This window comes from Pseudomonas sp. E6002 (assembly GCF_013385565.1).
GTDB lineage: Bacteria > Pseudomonadota > Gammaproteobacteria > Pseudomonadales > Pseudomonadaceae > Aquipseudomonas.
In genome coordinates this window covers 1-26089 of the sequence record NZ_JACAPT010000007.1, presented here as the reverse complement: position 1 = coordinate 26089, position 26089 = coordinate 1, and the positions used below count along the sequence as shown (strand labels likewise).

The 26089-nt window shown below is 60.9% G+C and carries 21 protein-coding genes; 9 read left to right on the top strand and 12 right to left on the bottom strand.

Going from position 1 to position 26089, the window contains the following annotated elements; all coding sequences use genetic code 11:
• Positions 1-32: 32 nt before the first annotated feature.
• The 5 genes from HX815_RS06100 to HX815_RS06080 are packed head-to-tail and all read right to left on the bottom strand — an operon-like array spanning position 33 to position 5472.
• Entirely contained in the window at positions 33-761 is a 729-nt protein-coding gene (locus tag HX815_RS06100; protein ID WP_177027950.1) for an alanyl-tRNA editing protein, read from the bottom strand.
• Between the two features lie 2 nt (positions 762-763).
• The gene (locus tag HX815_RS06095; protein WP_003214992.1) at positions 764-1756 is read right to left on the bottom strand and encodes a serine O-acetyltransferase; all 993 of its coding nucleotides are present in this window, start codon (positions 1754-1756) and stop codon (positions 764-766) included.
• Between the two features lie 22 nt (positions 1757-1778).
• Positions 1779-2693 (bottom strand): PLP-dependent cysteine synthase family protein, encoded by a 915-nt coding sequence (locus tag HX815_RS06090; protein ID WP_177027961.1) that lies wholly within the window; start codon positions 2691-2693, stop codon positions 1779-1781.
• A 24-nt stretch (positions 2694-2717) separates the two neighbouring features.
• A complete protein-coding gene (moeB, locus tag HX815_RS06085; RefSeq protein WP_134325939.1) occupies positions 2718-4577 on the bottom strand; it encodes a molybdopterin-synthase adenylyltransferase MoeB in 1860 nt (619 codons plus the stop codon).
• A gap of 1 nt (position 4578) precedes the next feature.
• Positions 4579-5472: a DMT family transporter gene (locus HX815_RS06080; RefSeq protein ID WP_166742189.1), complete on the bottom strand. Its 894-nt coding sequence runs from the start codon at positions 5470-5472 to the stop codon at positions 4579-4581.
• Positions 5473-5622: 150 nt separating this feature from the next.
• On the opposite strand from HX815_RS06080, the gene HX815_RS06075 reads away from it, so the two are divergent.
• Entirely contained in the window at positions 5623-7047 is a 1425-nt protein-coding gene (locus HX815_RS06075) for a PLP-dependent aminotransferase family protein (RefSeq protein WP_177027949.1), read from the top strand.
• A 189-nt stretch (positions 7048-7236) separates the two neighbouring features.
• Here the strand turns inward: HX815_RS06075 and HX815_RS06070 are convergent, their stop codons facing one another.
• On the bottom strand, positions 7237-8055 hold the full coding sequence (locus HX815_RS06070) for a pyruvate, water dikinase regulatory protein (protein WP_003215001.1): 819 nt from the start codon (positions 8053-8055) through the stop codon (positions 7237-7239).
• A 178-nt stretch (positions 8056-8233) separates the two neighbouring features.
• Between HX815_RS06070 and ppsA the strand changes: the two genes are divergently transcribed.
• From ppsA to HX815_RS06030, 8 genes are all read left to right on the top strand, one after another.
• Positions 8234-10609: a phosphoenolpyruvate synthase gene (gene ppsA, locus HX815_RS06065; RefSeq protein WP_003215003.1), complete on the top strand. Its 2376-nt coding sequence runs from the start codon at positions 8234-8236 to the stop codon at positions 10607-10609.
• Positions 10610-10716: 107 nt separating this feature from the next.
• Complete coding sequence (locus tag HX815_RS06060; RefSeq protein WP_003215005.1) at positions 10717-11706, top strand: alpha/beta fold hydrolase; 990 nt, start codon at positions 10717-10719, stop codon at positions 11704-11706.
• A 222-nt stretch (positions 11707-11928) separates the two neighbouring features.
• A complete protein-coding gene (rraA, locus tag HX815_RS06055) occupies positions 11929-12420 on the top strand; it encodes a ribonuclease E activity regulator RraA (protein ID WP_003215007.1) in 492 nt (163 codons plus the stop codon).
• Positions 12421-12445: 25 nt separating this feature from the next.
• Entirely contained in the window at positions 12446-13441 is a 996-nt protein-coding gene (locus HX815_RS06050) for a zinc transporter ZntB (RefSeq protein ID WP_003215009.1), read from the top strand.
• A gap of 86 nt (positions 13442-13527) precedes the next feature.
• Complete coding sequence (locus tag HX815_RS06045; protein ID WP_003215011.1) at positions 13528-13773, top strand: hypothetical protein; 246 nt, start codon at positions 13528-13530, stop codon at positions 13771-13773.
• A 2-nt stretch (positions 13774-13775) separates the two neighbouring features.
• On the top strand, positions 13776-14600 hold the full coding sequence (locus HX815_RS06040) for a mechanosensitive ion channel domain-containing protein (RefSeq protein WP_008432650.1): 825 nt from the start codon (positions 13776-13778) through the stop codon (positions 14598-14600).
• A gap of 87 nt (positions 14601-14687) precedes the next feature.
• Entirely contained in the window at positions 14688-15278 is a 591-nt protein-coding gene (gene sigX, locus HX815_RS06035; RefSeq protein WP_003215014.1) for an RNA polymerase sigma factor SigX, read from the top strand.
• A 107-nt stretch (positions 15279-15385) separates the two neighbouring features.
• Entirely contained in the window at positions 15386-16369 is a 984-nt protein-coding gene (locus HX815_RS06030) for an OmpA family protein (RefSeq protein ID WP_003215016.1), read from the top strand.
• A gap of 60 nt (positions 16370-16429) precedes the next feature.
• On the opposite strand, the gene cobA is transcribed toward HX815_RS06030, so the two are convergent.
• The 6 genes from cobA to HX815_RS06000 form a co-directional block, all read right to left on the bottom strand.
• On the bottom strand, positions 16430-17173 hold the full coding sequence (gene cobA, locus HX815_RS06025) for a uroporphyrinogen-III C-methyltransferase (protein ID WP_003215019.1): 744 nt from the start codon (positions 17171-17173) through the stop codon (positions 16430-16432).
• A gap of 9 nt (positions 17174-17182) precedes the next feature.
• The gene (locus HX815_RS06020) at positions 17183-19891 is read right to left on the bottom strand and encodes a nitrate reductase (protein WP_177027948.1); all 2709 of its coding nucleotides are present in this window, start codon (positions 19889-19891) and stop codon (positions 17183-17185) included.
• Positions 19891-20208 (bottom strand): nitrite reductase small subunit NirD, encoded by a 318-nt coding sequence (gene nirD, locus HX815_RS06015; protein ID WP_003215022.1) that lies wholly within the window; start codon positions 20206-20208, stop codon positions 19891-19893. Before nirD ends, HX815_RS06020 begins: the two co-directional genes overlap by 1 nt.
• Entirely contained in the window at positions 20205-22658 is a 2454-nt protein-coding gene (gene nirB / locus HX815_RS06010; protein ID WP_177027947.1) for a nitrite reductase large subunit NirB, read from the bottom strand. Before nirB ends, nirD begins: the two co-directional genes overlap by 4 nt.
• A gap of 232 nt (positions 22659-22890) precedes the next feature.
• Positions 22891-24561, bottom strand: coding sequence for a bifunctional protein-serine/threonine kinase/phosphatase (locus HX815_RS06005; protein ID WP_177027946.1), 1671 nt, complete (start codon positions 24559-24561; stop codon positions 22891-22893).
• Entirely contained in the window at positions 24561-25772 is a 1212-nt protein-coding gene (locus HX815_RS06000) for a NarK/NasA family nitrate transporter (protein ID WP_003215029.1), read from the bottom strand. Before HX815_RS06000 ends, HX815_RS06005 begins: the two co-directional genes overlap by 1 nt.
• Positions 25773-26089 lie beyond the last annotated feature (317 nt).

Sequence of the window (26089 nt, the reverse complement as noted above, 5' to 3'; positions counted from 1 at the left end):
AGGGCGTCGGCGCCCCGGTCGTCGCTCGGCGGTTATTCAAACCGCAGGATCACCCTGCGATTGTGTTTGCTCTTCTTCTCGATTTTTTCGCAGAACACCCGGCCGATTTCCTCGGTATTGGTCACATGGGTGCCGCCGCAGGGCTGGATATCGATCCCGGCGATTTCAATAACCCGTACTGCCCCCTGGATGACCGGTGGCGCCACCGCCTGGGTGCGAGTGATCTGCAGCAGGGTTGAATACTCCGAGGCGGGCATGGACAGGGTTTTCACCCCATGAGCCTGTTCGATCAAGGCATTGAGGTCACGGGTGATGGTCTCTTTGTCGAGGGTCATTTCCGGCAGGTCGAAATCCAGGCGGCCCTTGTCGGCGCCGATACTGCAACCGGTCACCGGAGCGTCGATGATCGAGCACAGGAGGTGCAGGCAGGTGTGCATTTTCATGTGCCGGTAGCGACGTTCCCAGTCCAGGCTGGCGTCTACCTGCATCCCGGCGGCCAGTTGCTCGGGGCAGTGTTCTACCTGGTGCCAGATGATCGAGCGCAGCACCGGGTCACGCACGGTGCCGGTGATGTCGACGCGGCTGCCGTCGGGCAGGATGAAATGACCGGTGTCCCCCGGTTGGCCGCCGCCGGTGGGGTAGAACAGCGTGTGCTCCAGGGCGATTCCCTGTTCGCTGACGGCAATCACCCGCGCACTGAAGGCATTCTGGTAAGGCGCGCTGTCGAACAGCGCGAGGGTTTCCATGGTGTGCACGGACATGTTCAACCTCCGACGATCAGTGGGCTGGCTTGCAGCAGGCGACGAACCATCGCGCTCAAGCCAGGAGGAGATAGCAGGGTGATTTCAAATTCGGGCCCGGTCACTTTCAGGTTCAGCGGCAGGCGCGGCGGGTAGGCGTTGGTTTCGATGTGCCGCAGGCGGAATTGCAGGTGATGACGTTCCTTGACTGTCGGCTCCAGCAGCAGGCCGGGCAGGGGATGAAAGTCAGCGTCCAATACCGTCACCTTGTGGCTGGCGTTGACTTCGCCCACCACGTGCAGGCGTTCGTCGAGGGCAAACGCGCCGAGGTAATTGCTGTGGTCCGACTCATCGTTTTTCTGCAACTGGATCTGGTTGACCACCTTGACCTTGGTGCCGGCCGGCACGTCCTGGGTGATCACGCAGGACGGGCTGATGAACACGTTGTCGCCGATCAGCACGTAACCGAGCACCCGTGCGCCGGAGCCGACTTCCACGTTGTTGCCCAGCCGCGGGTGGCGCTTGCCGTCCGGGTTGTTGGCGATGCCCCGGGCGCCGAGGGTCACGCCGCAGAGGATGTAGCAGTCGTTGCCGATCTCGCAGGTTTCACCGATGACCGTGCCGTAACCGTGGTCCAGCACAAAGCGCCGGCCGATCCGCGCCGCGGGGTGAATTTCGGCGCCGGACAGGATCTTGCCCTGGTTGCTCAGCTTCAGGGCGATGGCGGAAAACACGCCGTTGTTCTTGTCCGGGAAATTCCACACCAGGTGGGCCAGGCGGTAATACAGCACGGCCTTGAACGAGGCGTAGGACTCCAGGATCAGCTCTCCGCGCCCACGGGACGCCGGGTCGCGCCAGGCATAGGCGATCAGGTCTTCGGCCACCGCCTGGGCCGCCGCCTGGATCAGCGGCGCGAGATGCGCCTCCAGCTGCTTCAACTGCGCAGGCGTGAGCGTGGTGATGAGGTGGGTGAGCAACTCATCGTGCAGTTGTTGCATGTCGATAAAGCCCCCCATGGAGGCACCCCCGCAATAGTTGTTATTCAAAACAGGGCAGATAGCTGTCGGCACTGTCGTAGACCATGGTCAGCACGACGGTGTCGGTGGGCAGCTCCGGCGCCAGCTTGGCGATGGCTACCATGTTGGCGGCCGACGACAGCCCGAGGCTGATGGCGTCGGTGTGCATGATGCGTTTGATCATGTCGAGGCATTCCTGGCGCGAAACCTTGAGCATCCCGTCAATGATCGCGACGTTGAGAATGCTCGGGATCAAGCCGATCGACAGGCCCTGGATATGGTGCGGCGCATGGCGGTCGCTGAGCAGGTCGCACTCTTCCGGCTCCACCCCCATCACGCGGATCGCCGGCCAGGTGCTCTTGAGGGTTTCGCCGATGCCGGTGATATGGCCCCCGGTGCCGATGCCGCTGACGAAGTAGTCCACACGCAGCTCGCCGAAGGCGCGGATGATTTCCCGGGCGGTGGTGTCACGGTGGGTCTGCGGGTTGGCGCCGTTGCGCTGCTGGTTGAGCATCACGTAGCTGGGGTTTTCCAGCTGCAGCTCCATGCACTTTTCGCCGTGGGAATTGTTGCCCAGGCGGCTGTCCGACAGCACCACCCTGGCGCCGTACAGGCGCAGCAGTTTCTGCTTCTCGGGGCTGTAGTTGTCGGGGATCACCAGCACCACTTTATAGCCCAGCACGTTACCGGCCATCACCAGGCCGATGCCGGTGTTGCCGCCGCTGGGCTCAATGATGGTTTGCCCTGAGCCACGAATCAGAATGCCCCGGCGCTCGGCGTCGAGGATCATGCCCAGGGCGATGCGTGCCTTGTGGCTTCCGCCGGGGTTGAGGGATTCCAGCTTGGCGTAGACCTCGATGCCGAGGTCTTCGGAAAACTGTTCCAGGCGCACGATGGGCGTTTGGCCAATGGCGTCGAGTATCGAGTTATGCAACATCAAGTAAGAGCCCATGGCCGCTGATCAGTACAAAGGCATGTCGGGTTCGACGTCGCGAACCCAGTGTTTCATGCCACCTTGCAGTACTTTGGTGTTGGCGAATCCGGCGGCCAGCAAGGTGCTGGCGGCTTGCTCCGCGCGGGTCCCGGCGTAGCAGATGAGGTAGTGCGTGTTGTCGCGGCTGAGGTTGGCGAGTTGCCCGTCGAGCTCGGCCAGCGGGATGTGCACCACCCCCGGCAACTTGCACACTTCCAGCTCGCTGGCGTCCCGCACATCCAGCAGTACGTCGGCCTTGCTGTGTTGCTCGAGCAGTTGCTTGAGCACCCGCGGCTTGATGTAGCGTTCTTCGGCCAGGGAAGGTTGGCTTGGCAGGGCGTCGGCGCAGACGGCGGGGGCGATGGTTTGGCTGTGGCGCAGTTCCGAGCAGCAAGGGCAGTCGGCGCGGCGCTTGAAGCGGATCTCGCTGAACTTCATCGCCAGCGCATCAAAGCGCATCAGCCGGCCCGAGAGTGGTTCGCCAATGCCGATCAGCAGCTTGATCGCCTCGGTGGCCTGGATCATCCCGACCACCCCGGGTAATACGCCGATGACCCCGCCGGCGCTGCAGTTGGGCGCCAGTTCCGCCGGTGGTGCCTGGGGAAACAGGCAGCGATAGCACGGCCCGCCTTTATAGTTGAGCACGCTGATCTGCCCGTCGAAGCGGTAGATGGCGCCGTACACCAACGGCTTGCCCAACTGCACGCAAGCGTCGTTGACCAGGTAGCGGGTTTCGAAATTGTCGGTGCCGTCGATCACCAGGTCATAGGCGCCCACCAGTTCCAGGGCGTTGTCGGTGTTGAAGGCGGTGTCGTAGGTGTTGATCTGGATGTGGCTGTTGAGGTCCTGCAAGCGCTGCTTGGCGGACTCGACCTTGGGCAGGCCCAGGGTGCTGTTGCCGTGGACGATCTGGCGTTGCAGGTTGCTGCTTTCCACCACGTCGAAATCCACCAGCCCCAGGGTGCCGATGCCGGCTGCCGCCAGGTACAGGCTGATGGGCGAACCGAGGCCGCCGGTGCCGATGATCAGCACGCGGGCTTTCTTCAGGTTCAACTGGCCTTCGCGGCCGACGCCGGGCAGGGTGATGTGGCGCACGTAGCGCTGCACTTCTTCGTTGCTCAGTTGGTCGACGTCCATGCCGCCGGAGGTGGCCAGCAGCACTTCGATTTTGGCTTTTTCGGGCAACCGGTCGTTGGCGTCGATCAGTTCCTCTTCGGCGGTGAACAGGAAGTGTTCCTTGAGCTGGTTGTTCTCGTAGAGCAGGTGCGCCCGCAATTGCGGGTGCTCGATGCAGAGGTTTTCAATGACTTCGCGCAATGTCGATCCGGCACCCTCGAGGGTCGATGCTGGCAGCTTGGCCACGCGGACCAGGATGTCGGGGAAAGAGACAGCGTTCATGCACAACTCCGTTTGCAGGTCGTTGAAGGGTTTTTGGGCGAAGTGTTTGCCATCCCAGGCAAACAGCTTGGAACCTTGGGTCTTGCCCTGGCGAACATCCACCACCAGGTAGCTTACGGGGTAGATCGGCTCGCCCATGAAAAGGGCCTTGTCCTGGTCTTCGTCGCTGAAATACGCGCCGACGTCAGGGTGGGAGTGGTAGATCACCACCACCGGGTTATCACTGCGAAACGCCTTGTTCATCATCAGCGTGTCGGCCACCGAAAAGGTGTAGCCGTTGGCGGCGCTGCGTGAATACATATCCGGGTTCTTGCTGTGCAGCTCGTTCTGGATGTTGCTGCCCAGGTACACGCTGCCATCGGCGAAAACGAAACCGCAGCATTCCTCGGGGTAGCTGCGGTCGGCGTGGGCGTAGATCTGCTCCAGTGCGCTTGGGCTCAGGACCTTCATCTCAGTTTTTCTTCGCCAGGAGCTTTTCGATGGGCAGCTTGGTGATGGCAAAGCCGGCCAGCAGGATCGCCGAATACATCATCAGGTCCCTGGAAATCTGCACGCCCTCGTACCAGGCCCCGATGATCACCGCGAACACCGGGAAGATGATGAACACGAAGGACAAAATGATCGGGCTCAGGCGCTTGAGCAGCATGAAATACACGATAAAGCCGCCCACCGAGGCCACCAGCCCGAGGTAGAACAGCGCACTCCAGGAACGCAGGGTGATGTCTTCAAAGGTCGGGGTTTCAAACCACAGCCCGGCGACAAACAGCATCAACCCGGCGATGCCGATGGGCAGCGTGTTGTAGGTGATAACGCTGATGGCACTGCCTTGTTTCTTGGTAATCACGTAGCACAAGGCGTGCATGATCGCGGCGGCGAGGATCGCCAGCACGCCGAAGAACTCGGCGTGGTCCAGGTGCAGGCCCTGGCTCTTGATGATCATGTACAGGCTGCCGAACCCGATGGCGATGCCGATCACCTGGGAAAAGTAGATGCGCTCGCGCAGGAACAGCGCGGAGAAAATCAGGATAAACACCGGCATGCAGCTGAACAGCAGCGCGGTGAGGCCGGACGAGACATGCATTTCGCCGTAGTTGAGCAGGTAATACGGAACGCTGAAGTAGGACAGCGTCACAAACACGAAGAACCAGCGGCTTTCCCGGGGAAACAGGATCGGCTCGCGGCGCACCCAGGCGAAACACAGGAACAGCGGAAACGCGATCAGGAACCGCAGCCCGGCGGAGGTCAGCGGTGGCACGCTTTCCACGGCGATCTTGATGCCCAGCCAGGTAGTGCCCCAGCTGAGACACACGATCAGGAACATCACACTGGTAATCAGCCCGGCCAACCACTGCTTGTGAGTTTTTGTTTTTTCAGCATTTTCGAGAACGGCGGACATTGGCATCGTGACATTGCTTCCATGAGACCGAATTGACCTCTATATTGAGTGCCATGATTCGGTGATTGAACCCGTAAAAGCACACTATTAGGGCGAATGATGGCTGTCAAAACAAATATTGACATGGTGTCAATTATGCGAGAAGGACTCTCCAACGGGCAGGGCGTGAAGTACAAGCGCCTGTCCGATGTCATGGAGCGAGGCATCCTTGAAGGCTTGATTGAACCGGGAAGAAAACTGCCGCCTCATCGGGTGCTTTCCGACAATCTGGGGGTCACCATTGGCACCATCAGCCGCGCCTACGGTGAGCTGGAACGCCTGGGGCTGGTAGTGGCGCGGGTCGGCGACGGCACTTTCGTACGCAAGCGTGGGATGGAGCGCCAGCGGGATGAAGGCTTTCGCAACTTCAGCGACGAGCCGCGGCAATACTTTGATATGAGCCGCAACATGCACATCCCCGGGCAGGAGACCACGTTCCTGGCCCAGAGCTTCCAGACGCTGGCGAACAACGCCAAGTTCTTGCAGGACATCAGTGCCTACACCCCGGATGCCGGGCTGCCGCGTTACCGGGCGGCGGGTGCGCAGTGGCTGGTGCAGCGGGATTTCCACCCGATTCCCGAGCAGGTGATTTGCGTGAACGGCGGCCAGCATGGGTTGCTCTGCGCAATGATGGCGCTGTTGCGAGCCGGCGATACGGTGGTGACCGAACAGTTGACCTATCCGGGGCTGATCACCGCCGCGCGCATGCTGGGCATCCGCCTGATCGGCCTGGAAATGGATGAAGAAGGGCTGCTGCCGGGGGCGCTGGATGAAGTCTGCCGCAATCACCGGGTGTCGGCGTTGTACTGCACGCCGACCATCCAGAATCCTACGACGGCGGTGCTGTCGGTCCCGCGCCGTGAGGCATTGGTGAAGGTCTGTCGGGAACACAACCTGCTGATTCTTGAGGACGAGGCCCACGGTGTGCTGGTGGAAGACCGTCCGCCGCCCCTGAGTCATTTTGCTCCGGAGCGTACGATTCTGATCAGCAGCCTGAGCAAGGCGGTATCGGCAGGCTTGCGGGTTGGGTACGTGCATGCACCGCCGGCGCTGGTCAGCCGGATTTCTGCGGCCTTGCGTTCCACCTGCTGGATGGCCACGCCGGTCACCCTGGAACTGGCGACCCAGTGGATCGAAAACGGCACGGCGGAACACCTGTTGCAGCAGCAGATCCAGGAAATCAGCCGCCGCAAGGCACTGGTGGAAGGTTTGTTGATCGGGCTGGAGTACCGCACTCACCTGAACAGCCCGCACTTCTGGATCGAAGTCCCGGAGCCATGGCGCGCGTCGGAAATCGAAGCGGAGTTAAAGCAGAACAATTACCTGATTGCGACAGCCGAAGCGTTCGCGGTGGGGCAGACGGCGGTGCCGCAATTCATTCGGGCGAGCATCTGCAATACGTCGGGGGATGATCAGTTGCTGCTGGATGGGTTCGATGCGCTGGCGACGGCGCTGGGGCAGGGTGGGGGGCGGTTTCATCTGTGAACCAACAGCTTGTTGTGAACATGGCCCCTGTGGCGAGGGAGCTTGCTCCCGCTGGGCTGCGAAGCAGCCCCAAAGCCATTCACTAAATACCAGTCGTCTGGTTTGCGACTGCTGCGCAGTCGAGCGGGAGCAAGCTCCCTCGCCACAGAAGCTCCCTCGCCACACAAGCACCTTGGCCAGCGCGCGGAGTTACTTGAACCGCCGCTCCACCCCTTTCTCCACCAGAATCTTCGCCGAAATCTCTTCCACCGAAAAATGCGTGGAATTGATGTGCGCAATATTTTCCCGGCGGAACAGATTTTCCACCTCCCGCACTTCAAATTCGCACTGCGCATAGCTGGAGTAACGGCTATTGGGCTTGCGCTCGTTGCGAATCGCCGTCAGGCGGTCCGGGTCGATGGTCAGCCCGAACAGCTTGTGCTGGTGCGCGCGCAGGGCGCTCGGCAGCGTCAGGTGCTCCATGTCGTCTTCGGTCAGCGGGTAGTTGGCCGCGCGAATCCCGAACTGCATGGCCATATAAAGGCAGGTCGGCGTCTTGCCGCAGCGGGACACGCCCACCAGGATCAAATCAGCCTTGTCGTAGTAGTGGGTGCGGGCGCCGTCGTCGTTGTCGAGGGCGAAGTTCACCGCCTCGATCCGCTCCATATAGTTGGAGTTATGGCCAATGGAGTGAGATTTTCCGACAGAGTATGACGAATGTTCACTTAACTCTTGTTCCAGCGGCGCCAGGAAGGTAGAGAAGATGTCGATCATGAAACCATTGGAGGTGGCGAGGATCTCACGAATGTCCTGATTGACGATGGTGTCGAAAATGATCGGACGAAATCCGTCTTTTTCGGCCGCCAGATTGATTTGTTGTACCATGGCTCGCGCTTTATCCACGCTATCGATATAGGGTCGCGTGAATTTGCTGAAGGTAATGTTTTCGAACTGCGCCAGCAGGCTTTGACCCAGGGTTTCGGCTGTAATGCCGGTGCCGTCGGAGATAAAGAAAGCAGATCGTTTCATTTGAGCCTTGGGCCTTAAGCTGATGACGAATCTTGGATATGATAGGCGCGATTTTGCCGTCCCGCAGTGGGCCGCATTCTCACTTATTTTCCAGGTCCAGGCCACAAACGCCGGTAACCGCTCCTACTGAGCCGCCGGCGTCCTGAGCTTTTCCAACACAGAAAGTGGAGAGATCACCTTGGTAGAGTACGTAGTTTCCCTCGATAAGCTCGGCGTCCATGATGTAGAGCACGTAGGGGGCAAGAACGCATCCCTGGGCGAGATGATCAGTAATCTTGCGGGCGCCGGTGTATCGGTGCCAGGTGGTTTTGCCACCACCGCCCAGGCTTACCGTGATTTCCTCGAGTTGAGCGGCCTCAACGATCAGATCCATGCCGCCCTCGATGCGCTGGACGTCGATGACGTCAACGCCCTGGCCAAGACTGGCGCCCAGATCCGTCAATGGATCATGGAAGCCGAGTTCCCCGAGAAGCTCAACGCCGAGATCCGCACCGCGTTTGCCACGCTGTCGGCCGGTAACCCCGACATGGCTGTCGCCGTGCGCTCCTCGGCCACCGCCGAAGACCTGCCGGACGCCTCCTTTGCCGGTCAGCAGGAAACCTTCCTGAACATCCGCGGCGTGGAAAACGTGATCCGCGCAGCCAAGGAAGTGTTTGCCTCCCTCTTTAACGACCGTGCTATTTCCTACCGCGTACACCAGGGTTTCGACCACAAGCTGGTGGCCCTCTCTGCCGGTGTGCAGCGCATGGTGCGTTCGGAAACCGGCACCGCCGGCGTGATGTTCACCCTGGACACCGAATCGGGCTTCCGCGACGTGGTGTTCATCACCGGCGCCTACGGCCTCGGCGAAACCGTCGTACAAGGCGCGGTGAACCCGGACGAATTCTACGTCCACAAACACACCCTTGAAGCCGGCCGCCCGGCCATCCTGCGCCGCAACCTGGGCAGCAAGGCGATCAAGATGATCTACGGCGACGAGGCCAAGGCCGGTCGCTCGGTGAAAACCGTTGATGTCGACAAGGCCGAACGCGCGCGTTTCTGCCTGACCGACGCCGAAGTCAGCGAACTGGCCAAACAAGCGATGATCATCGAGAAGCACTACAAGTGCCCGATGGACATCGAATGGGCCAAGGACGGCGACGACGGCAAGCTATACATCGTCCAGGCCCGCCCTGAGACCGTGAAGAGCCGCACCTCGGCCAACGTCATGGAACGCTACCTGTTGAAAGAAACCGGCACCGTGCTGGTGGAAGGCCGTGCCATCGGCCAGCGCATCGGCGCCGGCAAGGTGCGGATCATCAAGGACGTGTCCGAGATGGACAAGGTCCAGCCAGGCGACGTGCTGGTCTCCGACATGACCGACCCGGACTGGGAACCGGTGATGAAGCGCGCCAGCGCCATCGTCACCAACCGTGGCGGGCGTACCTGCCACGCGGCGATCATCGCCCGCGAGCTGGGGATTCCGGCAGTGGTCGGTTGCGGTAACGCCACCCAACTGTTGAAAGACGGCCAGGGCGTGACCGTGTCCTGCGCTGAAGGCGACACCGGCTTCATCTTCGAAGGTGAGCTGGGCTTCGATATCAAGCAAAACTCCATCGACGCCATGCCCGACCTGCCGTTCAAGATCATGATGAACGTCGGCAACCCGGACCGCGCCTTCGATTTCGCGCAATTGCCGAACGCCGGTGTGGGCCTGGCCCGCCTGGAGTTCATCATCAACCGCATGATCGGTGTGCACCCCAAGGCCCTGCTGAACTACGACGGCCTGCCGCCGGACATCAAGGAAAGCGTCGACAAGCGCATCGCCGGCTACAACGACCCGGTGGGCTTCTACGTCGAGAAGCTGGTGGAAGGCATCAGCACCCTGGCAGCGGCGTTCTACCCGAAAAAGGTCATCGTGCGCCTGTCGGACTTCAAGTCCAACGAGTACGCCAACCTGATCGGCGGCAAGCTTTACGAGCCGGAAGAAGAAAACCCGATGCTGGGCTTCCGTGGCGCCTCGCGCTACATCAGCGAAGCCTTCCGCGACTGCTTCGAGCTGGAATGCCGTGCCCTCAAGCGCGTGCGCAACGAGATGGGCCTGACCAACGTCGAAATCATGGTGCCGTTCGTACGCACCCTGGGTGAAGCGAGCCAGGTGGTGGACCTGCTGGCTGAAAACGGCCTGTCCCGTGGCGAGAACGGCCTGCGCGTCATCATGATGTGCGAGCTGCCATCCAATGCCATCCTGGCTGAAGAATTCCTGGAGTTCTTCGACGGCTTCTCCATCGGTTCCAACGACCTGACCCAACTGACCCTGGGCCTGGACCGCGACTCCGGGATCATCGCCCACCTGTTCGACGAGCGTAACCCTGCGGTCAAGAAGCTGCTGGCCAACGCCATCCAGGCGTGCAACAAGGCCGGCAAGTACATCGGGATCTGCGGCCAAGGCCCTTCCGATCACCCGGACCTGGCCAAGTGGCTGATGGAGCAGGGCATCGAAAGCGTCTCGCTGAACCCCGATTCCGTACTGGAAACCTGGTTCTTCCTGGCTGAAGGCCAAGCCCAGGCGTAACACGCAACACCCAAAAGTGCCGGTCAACCTTGCGGTTGGCCGGCATTTCTCATTCTGTACAGGGCGGAACTCCTTCCGGACGCCGCCCTTTTTTGTGCAAGAGCATTATGCAAAGCAGCAGCAACCTGTTTCCCGTCGCCTTGATCAGCGCTGAGCGTCGTGGCGACCTGAGTGAAGATGTGTATCGGCTGAAACCCGGCAACAGCCCTGACGGTACCGTCGAGCTGGCCGTGACCCGCCTCGGCCTGGCTGACGTCCCGGAAAACCGGGGCGTGCCGGTGGTTTTGTTGCATGGCAGTTTTTCCAACCGCCGCTTCTGGTACTCGCCCAAGGGGATCGGCCTGGGCGCCTACCTGGCGCGCGAAGGGTTTGACGTCTGGATCCCGGAAATGCGCGGTCACGGGCTGTCCCGGCGCAACCAGGACTACGCCAGGAATCGTGTCGCCGACTATGCTCGCTACGACTTGCCGGCCATTGCCGCCTTCGTGCGTGAGCAAAGCGGGCAGATTCCCCACTGGATCGGGCATTCCCTGGGTGGCACAACCCTGGCTGCGGCCCTGGGTGGGCAGCACCTTGGCGCGCCGGCAGTGGCCTCGGTGGCGCTGTTTGGCTGCCAGGTCAGTCGCACGCATTGGCCGTTGAAGTTGCCACCGGTGGAGTGGACCGGTCGCCTGCTCTTGAAACGTTTCGGCCAATTGTCCGGCGCTCGGTGGAAACGCGGCCCGGAGGACGAGCCGGCGGGTGTATTGATTGAAGCCATGCGCTGGAATGGGCTGTTCGGCCGCTTTGGCGAAGGTAAGCAGGATTGGTGGAAAGGCCTGGCCGAGGTTGACGTGCCGCTGTTGGCGGTGAGCGCCGCCGGCGATCACCAGGACCCGGACTGGGCCTGTCGCAAGCTCTTTGAGCAGGTCGGCTCCGAGCATCGCCAATACCTGTGCCTGGGGCGCCAGCAAGGGTTCAGCGGGGATTTCGGGCATGTCGAGATGCTCGTCAGCAAGGCCGCCCAGGCTGAAGTGTGGCCGCTGGTGACGCGCTGGTTGAAAAATCCGCTTACACCTTTGCTGGGGGCGCAGGCGCAGGAACTGGCAGCGGTTTGAGCGCGAGGCTCTATCAGGGGCGTTTCGCTTGTTTGCCGTAGAGGCTAAGATATGACGCGTTGGGTGGTTCTGGTCATATTCAGTCGCGCAGTGGGTCTTGCGTTGCTATCCGATGGGCCTGACTATTCGGCCCGGATTAAAGAACCTTCACGGCAAAGCGTTTCCAGATGTAAGTAAACAGTGGGATGTTTGACACCTTCTTTCACCTACAGGAGTTTCTCGATGAACCATTACCTTACCCCCGACCTGTGTGACGCCTATCCGGAGCTGGTGCAGGTGGTTGAGCCGATGTTCAGCAATTTCGGCGGCCGGGACTCCTTTGGTGGCGAGATCGTGACCATCAAGTGCTTTGAAGACAATTCCCTGGTCAAGGAACAAGCCGAGCTCAATGGGGCCGGCAAGGTGCTGGTGGTCGATGGTGGGGGTTCCCTGCGCCGCGCGTTGCTGGGCGACATGATCGCCGAGAAAGCCGCGAAAAACGGCTGGGAAGGGCTGGTGATCTACGGCTGCATCCGCGATGTCGACGTGATCGCCCAGACCGACCTGGGCGTGCAGGCCCTGGCCAGCCACCCGATGAAGACTGACAAGCGCGGTATTGGCGATTTGAACGTGGCGGTGACATTCGCCGGCGTGACCTTCCGCCCGGGCGAGTACGTGTACGCCGACAATAACGGCGTGATCGTCTCCCCAAGCCCGCTGAAAATGCCTGAATAAATAGCCGTAGCCGACAGGGGTGAGGATGTTCGAGGAAGAAAACGCGCAGTGGGGGCTGGTGCATGCCCTGGTGCTGGACGGTAAAGGTGGTGCGCGTTCGATTGCCCGGACAGAGCTTGATGAGCTGCAACTGCAGCCTCAGGAAAGCCTGTGGCTGCATTGGGACCGTAGCCATCCCCAGACCCAGACCTGGTTGCGCAAATCCAGCGGCCTCAGCGAATTCGCCTGTGACCTGCTGCTGGAGGAGAACACTCGCCCACGCCTGTTGCCGCTGCCGGATGCCGAACTGCTGCTGTTTTTGCGCGGGGTCAACCTCAATCCCGGCGCCGAACCGGAAGACATGGTCTCGGTGCGGATCTTTGCCTCGGCAGCGCGGGTGATTTCCCTGCGTTTGCGCCCATTGCGCGCCACCGACGAGTTGCTGGTGCAACTGGCAGACGGCAAGGGGCCGAAGACTTCCTCTGAACTGGTCCTGTATATGGCGCAGTACCTGACCAACAAGGTTCAGGATCTGGTCAGCGACTTGTCCGAAATCGTCGATATCGAAGAAGAAAAACTGGATGCCGACGAACGGTATACTCCGGAGCACGGCAGCGTTTTGCAGATCCGTCGGCGCGCCGCCGGGCTTAAACGTTTCCTGTCGCCGCAGCGGGATATTTTCGCGCAGTTGACCCGGATCAAATTGCCCTGGTTCTGTGACGACGATGCTGACTACTGGAACGAATTGAACAACAGCCTGACCCGCTACCTGGAAGAGCTTGAGCTGGCCCGGGAGCGCGTGGGGCTTGTGCTGGAGACCGAAGACCGGCGTTTGAGCCTGCGCATGAACCGCACCATGTACCGCTTCGGGATCATCACCGGGATCTTCCTGCCGATGAGTTTCCTGACCGGTTTGCTGGGCATCAATGTAGGCGGAATTCCGTTCTCTTCCAGCCCTTACGGGTTCCTGATTGCCTGCCTGATGATGGTCACGGTGGCGGTCGGGCAATGGTGGTTGTTTCGACGGTTACGTTGGGTTTGAGCTGAATGTGACCTGAACGTGGAAAGAGGTCATGTGACCCGAAGAATTTTACCCTCGTCTTTTAAATCACTTGCGAGAGGTTTTTTATGCACGATCCGTTCGAACAGTCTTTGCGTGACATGCTCAATGCCTCGCCGTCCAACCGGGACGACGATGCTTGCCTGGGTCGCGTCTTGAAAACCGCCAACCGCCAGGTCGGGGCGGGGGATCTGTTCGGTCTGCTTGGCCGCTGGTTGCCGGCGTTGATGATGGCCTTGAACAATGGTTCGGCCCATGTCTCACCGGTTTCCCGTCGTAAACCTCTTGCTCGCACTGCTGATAAGGCTGAATGAATATGGAACTCGATCTCTGGACCCAGAGTCTGGTAACTGCAATGACTGCGTTGTGGACCAAGGTGGCGAATTTCATTCCCAACCTGTTTGGTGCACTGGTGGTGGTACTGCTGGGTTTTGTCGTGGCCAAGCTGCTTGACACCCTGCTTTCCAAATTGCTGGCTAAGCTGGGTCTTGATCGATTGATGGGTGGCACCGGCCTGACCAAGATTTTGGGGCGTGCCGGGTTGCAAGTGCCGATCTCGACACTGATCGGCAAGATCGTTTATTGGTTTGTTTTACTGATTTTTCTGGTTTCTGCGGCTGAATCCCTTGGACTTGAGCGAGTTTCAGCTACGCTCGACATGCTGGCGCTGTATTTGCCGAAAGTATTCGGTGGCGCGCTGGTGTTGCTGGTAGGGGTTTTGCTGGCGCAACTGGCCAATGGCCTGGTGCGTGGGGCGGCTGAAGGCGTGGGTCTGGATTACGCCAGCGGCCTGGGGCGAATTGCCCAGGGTCTGGTGATTATCATCAGTATTTCGGTCGCGATCAGCCAGCTGGAGGTCAAGACCGACCTGCTGAACCATGTGATTGTGATTGTTTTGATTACCGTTGGTCTGGCCGTTGCGCTGGCCATGGGACTGGGAAGCCGGGAAATTGCCGGGCAGATTCTTGCGGGAATCTATGTGCGTGAGCTATATCAGGTTGGGCAACAAGTGCGTGTGGGCGAGGTCGAAGGGCAGATCGAGGAGATCGGCACGGTCAAGACGACAGTGCTGACGGACGATGGCGAACTGGTGTCGCTTTCGAACCGGATCCTGCTGGAACAGCATGTGACTAGCCGCTAACCCGGCGAATCCTGCTAATGTACGCCGCCGCAAACCTGGGTATCCAGGCCATGGCGGACATTGACCTGACTGTCGGCACGACTTGTTTTGAATAAAGCCCAAACGCTGTCCACGCGCTATGACCCCCGTGAGCTCTCTGATGAGGAGTTGGTCGCGCGCTCGCACACGGAGCTGTTTCACGTAACACGCGCGTACGAAGAATTGATGCGCAGGTATCAACGCACTCTGTTCAACGTTTGTTCAAGGTATTTAGGGAACGATAGAGATGCGGATGATGTCTGTCAGGAAGTGATGCTCAAGGTGCTATACGGCCTGAAGAACTTCGAGGGAAAATCGAAGTTCAAGACATGGCTCTATAGCATCACGTACAACGAGTGCATCACGCAGTATCGGAAGGAACGGCGAAAGCGTCGCTTGATGGATGCTTTGAGTCTGGACCCCCTTGAGGAAGCGTCTGAGGAAAAGGCGCCTACCCCGGAAGAAAAGGGCGGACTCGATCGCTGGTTGGTGCATGTGAATCCGATTGATCGGGAAATTCTGGTGCTACGATTTGTCGCAGAGCTGGAGTTTCAGGAGATCGCTGACATCATGCATATGGGTTTGAGTGCTACAAAAATGCGTTACAAACGCGCTCTTGATAAATTACGTGAGAAATTTGCGGGCAGCACTGAAACTTAGTGCGTGGCAAATATCTCTTACGTGTAGGCAAGTTCTGTTAGACTTGTCGCCGAGTTGTCCCCCGGTATGTGGGACTGCTTTACAATCACCAGATGGGGATTTAACGGATGAAACTGAAAAACACCTTGGGCTTGGCCATTGGTACTCTTATTGCTGCCACTTCTGTCGGCGCTCTGGCACAAGGCCAAGGCGCAGTTGAAGGCCAGCTGTTTTACAAAAAGCAGTTCAACGATAGCGTCAAACATATCGAAGACGGCTTCAATCCTGGCGCCAGCATCGGTTACTTCCTGACCGACGACGTGTCGATCAACCTGAACTACGACACTACCAACCACACCCGTTCGAACGACGGTACTGGCAACCAGAAGATCAAAGGTGATACCGGCAGCGTTACTGCCCAGTACCACTTCGGTCAAGCTGGCGTCGACTCCCTGCGTCCATACGTAGAGGGCGGTTTCGGCCACCAGAGCCGTACCAACGTTGAAGCTGATGGTCACAAAGGTCGCGATCAATCGACCCTGGCTATCGCTGGCGCTGGTGTGAAGTACTACTTCACCGACAACCTGTTCGCACGTGCTGGTGTTGAAGCTGACTACGCTATCGACAACGGCAAGTGGGACTACTCCGCACTGGTTGGCCTGGGCGTAAACTTCGGCGGCAACGCTGGCAAAACTGCTCCAGCTCCTACCCCAGCACCAGCTCCAGAGCCAACCCCAGAGCCAGAAGCTCCGGTTGCTCAGGTTGTTCGTGTTGAGCTGGACGTGAAGTTCGACTTCGACAAGTCGGTTGTTAAGCCTAACAGCTACGGCGACGTGAAAAACCTCGCTGACTTCATGAAACAGTACCCACAAACCACCACCGTTGTTGAAGGTCACACTGACTCCGTCGGTCCTGACGCTTACAACCAGAAGCTGTCCCAGCGTCGTGCTGACGCTGTTAAGCAAGTCCTGGTCAAAGACGGTATCGCTCCTAACCGTGTAAGCTCGGTTGGTTATGGCAAATCCCGCCCAGTTGCTGACAACGCAACTGAAGCTGGCCGTGCTATCAACCGTCGCGTAGAAGCCTCGGTAGAAGCACAAGCAGCTCAGTAATTACTGAGTTGTAGAAAAAAGCCCGGCTTAGGCCGGGCTTTTTTTCGCCTGTAATTTGCCTCAGGCCGTGGCGCTGGCCAGGGCCGCAAGCGCCTGCGTCGCTTGCGCAACCCGGCCAATCACCAGGATAGCCGGGCTCTTGAGCGCGAATTCGTGCGCATCATCCTGCATCCGGGCGAGGCTGCTGCGGCATTCGCGCTGTTGTGGCAGTGAAGCGTTTTCAATCATCGCCACCGGCATGTCATCGCTCATGCCACCTTCCAGCAATTGCCGGCGGATTTCCCCCAGTTTCGCCACCCCCATATAGATCACCAGCGTCGTGCCGCCCTCGGCCAGGGCCCGCCAATTGAGGCTGCTGTCGTCCTGGGTATGGGCCGTGACCAACGTGACGCCACGGCTGACACCGCGCAACGTCAGCGAGATATCGCAGTTCGTTGCCCCGGCCAGCCCTGCCGTAATGCCGTTGACCAACTCCACTTCCACCCCTTGCTGCCTGAGCCACGCCGCCTCTTCGCCGCCGCGACCAAAAATGCACGGGTCTCCGCCCTTGAGCCGCACCACGCATTTACCCTGCCGGGCATAACGCAACATCAGGCGATGGATAAACGCCTGTGGGGTGGAACGGCAGCCACCGCGTTTGCCCACGGTGATCAGCCGTGCAGCGGGGCAATGCTCCAGCAGCGCCGGGTTGACCAGATCATCGATCAGCACCACATCGGCTTCCCGCAGGGCTCTCACCGCCTTGAGTGTCAGCAGTTCCGGATCGCCGGGGCCTGCGCCCACCAGCCAGACTTTTGCGCTCATATGCTTGCCTCACACTCTGATCGCGATTGGCTGCTTGCCACTCGCCAATAACCGTTTGATTTCCGGCACACAGGAGCCGCATTGCGTGCCGCAACCCAGTTCCTGCTTCAGCCCGTTCAGGTCCAGGCCCCGGGCAATGCCGGCGCAGACCGCGCTTTCGCTGACGTTCTTGCAGTTGCACAGCGTCTTGTTGCTGCTCGAACCGCCCCCCGGTGGCGCACTCAATGGCGCCAACAACCAGCGGCGTAACTGCTCATCGGTGCGACCTTCCAGCCACAGGCTTTGCAGCCAGTGGCGAGCCAGGGTTTCGCCAGCCAGGCGGATCGCGGTGATACGGCCTTTTTCAATCTTTACCCGCTTGCCAATGGAGCGCCGCGGGTCGTCGTACGCCATCACGGGGCCGTCGTTGAGGCCCAGCAGTTGGTCGATCTGCTTGAGCAGGTCAAGGGCGGGCGCCTCGTGATGCGCCGCACGAATCAGCAGGGCAGGCCGCTCGCGTCCGGTCAGGCTCAGGCTGACGTAGGCAAAGCCGTCACACAGCGGTCGCAACGCTTCGAAGTGTTGCTGCACATCGCCTTCAATCAGCGCAAACAAGTGCCAGGGCAGCCGCACCGCCTCCAGGCGCACGCCGCTGTGCTTGAGTTCCGGCTGTTTGGACAGCGGGTCGAATGCCGGCTGGGTCAGCGCATTTACGCCGCCTTTAAGAAAACGGTCGCCCCAGTGCATCGGCAGGAAAGCCTGGCCGGGACGCACGCTGTCATCGCTGCCGACGGCCACAATCACGCTGCCGCGCCGGCTTTTCAGGCTGACCAGATCCCCTTCCTTCAAGCGATGGCGACGCAGTTCGTCCGGGTGCAGGCTGAGCACTGCTTCACTGACATGGCCGAACAGCTGCGCAGCGGTGCCGGTGCGGCTCATGCCATGCCATTGGTCCCGCAGGCGGCCGGTGATCAGGGTGAGTGGGAAGCGCGCGTCACGCTGCTCCTTGGCGGCGCGATAAGGGTCGGCGACAAAGTGCGCGCGGCCAGTCTCCGTAGGGAAAAATCCGTCGGTGTACAGCCTTGGTGTTCCGCCCACCGCATCGGCCGGGAATGGCCATTGCTGCGGGCCTATCCGGTCCAGCAGCGCATGGCTGATACCCGACAGGTCCAGGTCCCGCCCACGGGTCAGCAGCTTGTATTCATCAAAGATCTGTGCCGGTTGCTCAAAGGCAAAAAGCCCCGGTTTTCCGGGACAAAGACGCTGCTCCAGGCGTTGGGCAAAATCCACGGTGATTGCCCAGTCCGGCCGCGCTTCCCCAGGTGGGGCGATGGCTCGGCGAACGTGGGAAATGCGCCGCTCAGAGTTGGTCACTGTGCCTTCCTTCTCGCCCCAGCTCGCGGCTGGCAGCAACAGGTCGGCGTAACGCGCCGTCTCGGTTGTACGAAAGGCTTCCTGTAGCACCACGAACGGACACGCTTCCAGGGCCTGGCGCACGGTGTTCTGGTCGGGCAGGGATTGGGCGGGGTTGGTGCACGCGATCCACAAGGCCTTGATCTTGCCGGCCTGCATCTGTTCAAACAATTCGATGGCGGTCAGCCCGGTGCTGGCCGGCAGTTGGTCGACCCCCCAATACGCGGCTACTTCTGCCCGATGTTCGGGGTTGGCAGCCTCACGATGGCCAGGCAGTAAATTCGACAAACTGCCGGTTTCCCGCCCACCCATGGCATTCGGCTGACCCGTCAGGGAGAAAGGTCCGCAGCCAGGGCGGCCGATGGTGCCGGTCGCCAAATGCAGGTTAATCAAGGCGCTGTTCTTCGCGCTGCCGGCGGTGGACTGATTGAGCCCCATGCACCACAACGACAGAAAACTCGCCGAGGTGCCGACCCATTCCGCACACAGGTGCAGTTGCTCGACACTGATCCCGCACAACTGCGTGACCATTTGCGGTGTGTAGTCGTGAACCAGGCGTTTGAGTTCGACCAGGCCGTCGGTATGGGCCTGGATAAAGTCGCGGTCGATCCAGTCTTCCCACAACAGCAAGTGCAGGATCCCATGGAACAATGCGACATCCGTACCCGGCAGAATCGCCAGATGCAGGTCCGCCAAGTCGCAGGTGTCGGTGCGCCGGGGATCAATTACCAGCACTTTCATCTGTGGCCGGCGGGCCTTGGCTTCCTCCAGGCGTCGGAACAACACCGGATGCGCGTAGGCCATGTTACTGCCGACGATCATCACGCAGTCGCTCGACTCCAGGTCCTCGTAGCTGCACGGTGGCGCGTCGGCCCCCAGGCTGCGCTTGTAGCCGACCACCGCCGAAGACATGCACAGCCGCGAGTTGCTGTCGATATTGTTGGTGCCCACCAGCGCCCGCGCCAGTTTGTTGAAGCTGTAGTAATCCTCGGTCAGCAACTGCCCGGAAATATAGAACGCGACGCTGTCCGGCCCGTGTTCAGCGATGGTTTCGGCAAACACGTTCGCCGCGTGCTCCAGGGCGGTATCCCAGTCGGTGCGGCTGCGGGCCAGGCCTTTGCCCAGCCGCAGTTCCGGGTACAACGCGCGGGCCGCGAGGTCTCCGGTGAGGTGCAGGCTGGAGCCCTTGCTGCACAATTTTCCGAAGTTGGCCGGATGACTCGGATCGCCACTGACGCCGAGGATCTGCGAGCCATCATGCTCGATCAGTACGCCGCAACCGACCCCGCAGTAGCAGCAGGTGGACGCGGTGGTCTGGCGGTTCATCAACCGGCGTCCCGCAGGGCCAACATCACCCGGCCGTTTTCCACACGGGCCGGGTGGTGATGGGCGCAGCCGACGTCCGGTGCCTGGGCCTCCCCGGACTCCAGGTCGATCTGCCAGTTGTGCAGCGGGCAGGCCACGCGCTTGCCGTAGATCAAGCCTTGGGACAGCGGGCCACCCTTGTGCGGGCAGCGGTCGTCGAGGGCGAAAACCTCGTCGTCACTGGTACGAAAAATCGCGATGTCGCCTTTTGGCCCGCTGATGATGCGCGAGCCCAGGGCGTTGATTTCTTCGAGGGCGCAGATATCCAGCCAGTTCATGCCGGCACCTCCAGCAGTTTGACGGGGATGGTGTCGAATTCCTTTTTCAGCAGCGGCTGTTCCAGGCGTTCTTTCCACGGGTCCTGCTCGAACGACAGGGAAAATTGCAGGCGTTCATTCAGCGCCTGGCGCCGCGCGGGGTCTTCCAGTACAGCCTTCTTGATGTGCTCCATGCCGACCCGTTGCAGGTAGTGCACGGTGCGCTCCAGGTAGAAGGCTTCTTCCCGGTAGAGCTGTAGGAAAGCGCCGTTGTATTCGCGCACTTCTTCGGCGGTTTTCAGCTTGACGAAGAACTCGGCGACCTCGGTCTTGATCCCGCCGTTACCGCCGATGTACATCTCCCAGCCGGAATCGACGCCGATGATTCCCACGTCCTTGATCCCCGCTTCCGAGCAGTTGCGCGGGCAGCCGGACACTGCCAGCTTGACCTTGTGGGGCGACCACATATTGAACAGGTCATGTTCCAGCTCAATCCCCAGTTGCGTCGAGTTCTGCGTACCAAAGCGGCAGAACTCGCTGCCGACGCAGGTCTTCACGGTGCGGATGGATTTGCCGTAGGCATGGCCGGATGGCATATCGAGGTCTTTCCACACGCCGGGCAAGTCCTGCTTCTTGATGCCCAGCAAATCGATGCGCTGCCCGCCGGTAACCTTGACCATCGGCACGTTGTACTTGTCGGCCACATCAGCGATGCGCCGCAGTTCCGACGGATTGGTCACACCACCCCACATCCTTGGGACTACCGAGTAGGTGCCGTCTTTCTGAATATTGGCGTGGACGCGTTCGTTGATCAGGCGCGATTGCGGATCGTCTTTTGCCTCGCCGGGCCAAGTGGAGATCAGGTAGTAGTTGAGTGCCGGGCGGCAGGTGGCACAGCCGTTCGGGGTGCGCCAGTTCAGGTAGCTCATGGTGCCGGCGATGGTCAGCAGGTGCTGGTCGCGGATGGCCTGGCGGATTTGCCCGTGGTTGAGGTCGCTGCAGCCGCAGATGGCTTTTTCGCTTTTCGGTTTGACGTCCGCCGCGCCGCCCACGGTGTTGATCAGGATTTGTTCCACCAGCCCGGCGCAGGAACCGCAGGAACTGGCAGCCTTGGTGTGCTTCTTCACGTCGTCGACGCTGAACAGACCGTGTTCCTGAATCGCCTTGACGATGGTGCCCTTGCACACGCCGTTGCAGCCGCAGACTTCGGCGGTGTCGGCCATGCTCATGGCTTTGTCCTGGCCTTGGTGGCCTACATCGCCCAAAGCATTTTCACCGAACATCAGGTGATCGCGGATCTCGCCAATGGCATGGTTCTCACGGATCTGCCGGAAATACCAGCCGCCGTCAGCCGTATCGCCGTACAGGCAGGCGCCGACGAGGATGTCGTCCTTGATCACCAGCTTCTTGTACACGCCGCCAATCGGGTCGGAAAGCGTGATGGTTTCCGTGCCTTCGCCGCCCATGAAGTCCCCGGCGGAGAACAGGTCGATGCCGGTGACTTTCAATTTGGTCGAAGTCACCGAGCCTTGATAGCGCGCGAAACCCAGTTGGGCGAGGTGGTTGGCGCAGACCTTGGCCTGCTCGAACAGCGGTGCCACCAGGCCGTAGGCAATCCCGCGATGGCTGGCGCATTCGCCGATGGCATAGATGCGCGGGTCGTAGGTTTGCAGGGTGTCGTTGACCAGAATCCCACGGTTGCACGGGATGCCGGATTTTTCCGCGAGTTCGGTGTTGGGGCGGATGCCCGCAGCCATCACCACCAGGTCGGCGGGGATCACATCGCCATTCTTGAATTGCACCGAGCCGACGCGGCCGTTGCCGGCGTCATGCAGCGCCTCGGTCTGCTCCTTCAAGCGAAACACCAGGCCACGGCTTTCCAGTTCGGTTTGCAGCAACTGGCCGCTGGTCTTGTCCAGTTGCCGTTCCAGCAGCCACTCGCCGATATGCACCACGGTCACGTGCATGCCACGCAGCATCAGGCCGTTGGCGGCCTCCAGGCCCAGCAGGCCGCCGCCGATGACGACCGCGTGCTTGTGGGTCTTGGCGGTGTCGATCATGGCTTGGGTGTCGGCGATGTCGCGGTAGCCGATCACACCCTGCAACGTATTGCCCGGGATCGGCAGGATAAACGGCGTGGAGCCGGTGGCGATCAGCAGGCGATCGTACTCGGCCTCGCTGCCGTCTTCGGCGATGACTTTGCGTTTGACCCGGTCGATCTGCACCACTTTGCGGTTAAGCAACAGCTTGATGTTGTTATCGAGGTACCAGCTCAAGTCATTGAGCACGATCTCTTCGAAGGTCTGCTCACCGGCCAGCACCGGCGACAGCAAAATGCGGTTGTAATTGGTGTGGGGCTCGGCGCCGAAAACGGTGATGTCGTACAGGTCGCTGCTCAGCTTGAGCAATTCTTCAAGGGTGCGAACCCCGGCCATGCCGTTGCCGATCATCACCAGTTTGAGTTTCTTCATGTCGTTCTCCGCAGTGGCTCGACAAATCGTGCGCAACAAAAAAAGGCGTCCCCGCTACGTAAGTAGCGAGGACGCCTTTGTCCTGGTCCCGTTCTCTCGGGAAGCCCGACCTTCGACGTTGAAGGTGCGGCTATATGTGTGTTGATGGGAAAGCTAATGCAGCGGTTGTGCCAAGTAGGATTTTGGCCGGTTTTGTTAAGTGGCGCGGCGATGTATCGAGAAATTTCGCCTCTTAGTGGTGCAACAGCCAGTACAACAGCACCAGATTGATCAGCAACGACAGCACGGCCAACGTTTGCCAGACCTTCAGCGGTTCGCGCTCCAGCAGCGGTTTTGGTCGCGTGCTCAACTCGCGGCGATCCGCCTGCTCCAGTACCAGCAACCATTCCTCGGCAGTTTCATAACGTTGCTCGGGTTGCGCGGCGACTGCGCGCTCCAGGCTCTGTTGCAGCCAGTCGGGCAGGTCGGGGCGGTAGCGGCTGGCGCCGACAAGCGTAGTGAACCTGGGACGCTGGAAAGCTTCGATTTCGCCGTAGGGGTAATGCCCGGTGAGCAGGTAATACAAGGTCACACCGACGCTATACAAGTCCTGTTGCGGGGTAGGGCGTTCGCCGTTGAAGGCTTCCGGGGCGATAAAGCTTGGCGTGCCAGGCAACAGGTGCGCGCGATCCTCCGAGAGCCCGGGGCAGTAGGCCAGGCCGAAGTCCAGCACACGTAATTCGCCATCCTCGCCCAGCAGCAGGTTTTCCGGCTTGATGTCGCGGTGCAGGATCTGCCGGCGGTGCAGCAGCCCGACGGCACGCAACAGGCGCTCGGCCAGGGTTTGCCACTGCGCCAGGGGCAATGGGCCCTGGTGCTTGAACAGTTCGGCCAGGGTTTGGCCGGAGTATTCACGCATCACGTAGTACAAATGCTGACGGCCACTGGCTGGATGGACTTCAGGGAACGCGCGGCCGGCGACCCGGCGCAGGAACCATTCCTCTGACAGCAATGCCTGGGCGGCGAACACGTCATCGTCGTGGCTGAGCGGCAAGGTCTTCAGCAGCCACGCCTGTTGATGGCCATCGCGCACCCGATAGAGCAAGGATTGGCGGCTTTGCCCCAACAGCGACTCTACCTGCCAGCCTTCGAAGCGCTGGCCGGGTTTCAGGGGGGGCGGCAGGGGCCATTGCTGCAACTGCACCAGCGCATCGCCGAGGGTGGCGGCGCCAAGCTGGTCGACGCGGACCAGCAGGGCGCTGGCGTTGTCCTGGCTACCAGCCAGGTGCGCGGCGCTGACCAGGGTGTTTACCGCGAGGTCCAGGTCCGACTGTTCCCGCAGGATTGCGCTGATGTTGTTGTCATCCAGGGTCGCCCACACGCCGTCGCTGAGCAGCAGGAAACACTCGCCTGCCCGCAACTCGCCGTCGAGGAAATCCAGCACCAGATGCTGATCCAGGCCCATGGCGCGCTTGAGCACATGCTGCATGCCCGGTTGCTCCCACACATGCTCCTGGCTCAGGCGCTGCAACTGGCCATCGAGCCAGCGGTACACCCGGCAATCACCCACATGGGCCAGGGTGAAACGCTGGCCGCGAAACACCAGGACGCTGAGGGTGGTCAGCAACGGCTGGCCGCCGCCGTTGGCTTGCAGCCAGCGATTCTGGGCCACCAGCAAGCGTTCCAGGGCCTGGGCCACGCCCCAGGTTTGCGGCGTGGCGTAATAGTCCAGGGCCAGCGCTTGCAAGGTCGAGCGTGCAGCCAGTCCGCCATCGGCGCATTGGCTGACGCCATCGGCGATGGCACACAGGTAGCCTTTGCTGGCGGCCAGCTCCGGGGCGGGAGTGACCAGGCGCAAGGCGTCCTGGTTTTCCTGCCGCGGGCCGGTGGCGCTGGCCTGGGCGAAGCTCAGTTGCAGGCTCATCAGACCCGTGCAGCCGTCACCGCAGCCGAGCCCCAAGTGGTTCTCCAGCGACGCTTGACGCCGTACAGGCCGAACCAGGCCAGCACGCCCAGGCTGGCGAACAACCACAGCGCCAACTGATAGCTGCCGGTGCTTTGCTTGATCGCGCCCATGCCCGCCGCCAGGGCGAAACCGCCGATGCCGCCGGCCATGCCGATCAGGCCGGTCATCACACCAATCTCGCGGTGAAAGCGTTGGGGCACCAGTTGGAAGACTGCACCGTTACCGGCACCCAAACCGAGCATGGTGCACACAAAAAGCGCCAGTGCTGCGTAGGAGCTTGGCAGGTTGAACCCCACCGCCGCGATGCAGATCGCTGCCACGCCGTACATGCCGAGCAGGGTGCGAATCCCGCCGAAACGGTCGGCCAGGGCGCCGCCCAAAGGCCGCATCAGGCTGCCGCCGAATACGCAGGCGGCGGTGTAGTAGCCGGCGGTGACGGGGCTCAGGCCGTATTGGTCGTTGAAATAGCCGGGCAGGGCGCTGGCCAGGCCGATGAAACCACCGAAGGTCACACTGTAGAAGAACATGAACCACCAACTGTCGCGGTCGCCCAGGGCTTTGAAGTAGTCGGCCATGGACTTGGCCTTGGGTCGTTGCGGGGCGTTGCGGGCGAGCCAGGCGAAGACGATCAGCGTCAGGATCAGCGGGATCAGTGCGAAGCCGAACACATTGCTCCAGCCAAACGCGGCGGCGAGCACCGGTGCCAGCAGGGCCGCAAACACCGTCCCGGAGTTGCCGGCGCCGGCGATGCCCATGGCCTTGCCCTGGTGCTCGGCGGGGTACCACTGGGACGCCAGTGGCAGGGCGACGGCGAACGAGGCTCCCGCCATGCCGAGGAACATGCCCAGCAGCAGGGCTTGCTCGTAGCTGTGGATTCCGAGTTTCCAGGCGACGAACAAGGCGCCGATGACAATCACCTGGCCGATCAGGCCGGCGGTCTTGGGGGAGAGTTTGTCGGCGAGCATGCCCATCAGGAACCGCAGCACCGCGCCGGCCAGGATGGGGGTGGCGACCACCAGGCCGCGTTGTTGGGTGGTGAGGTGCAGGTCGGCGGCGATTTGTACCGCCAATGGGCCCAACAGGTACCAGACCATGAAGCTCAGGTCGAAATACAGGAACGCGGCGAACAGGGTCGGGGTGTGACCGGATTTCCAGAAGCTTGATTTCATCACGCACCTCAGCGGTAAGGGGTCTTATGAGAAGGCCTGGTGATGGAACGGCTGTGGCCGCCCCATCGGCCCCGGGCTATGGGGCCAAAACGAAAAAACGCCGCCACCGGGTTCGCTGGGGCAAACCGGGTGTGCGACGTCTTTGTCGTGGAGGGGGCAACCGCCGTTGGCTACCTGTGGGGATTCTTTAGCAAGAGGTGGGCCAACAGGGGGTGGGGGCGTTGTGGTGTGGTGTGGTGTGGTGTACATATCCGTTGCTGCGGTAACGGCGGCTTAGGGTTCCGCTCTTACAGCGGGTCACTTTTGGCAAACGCCCC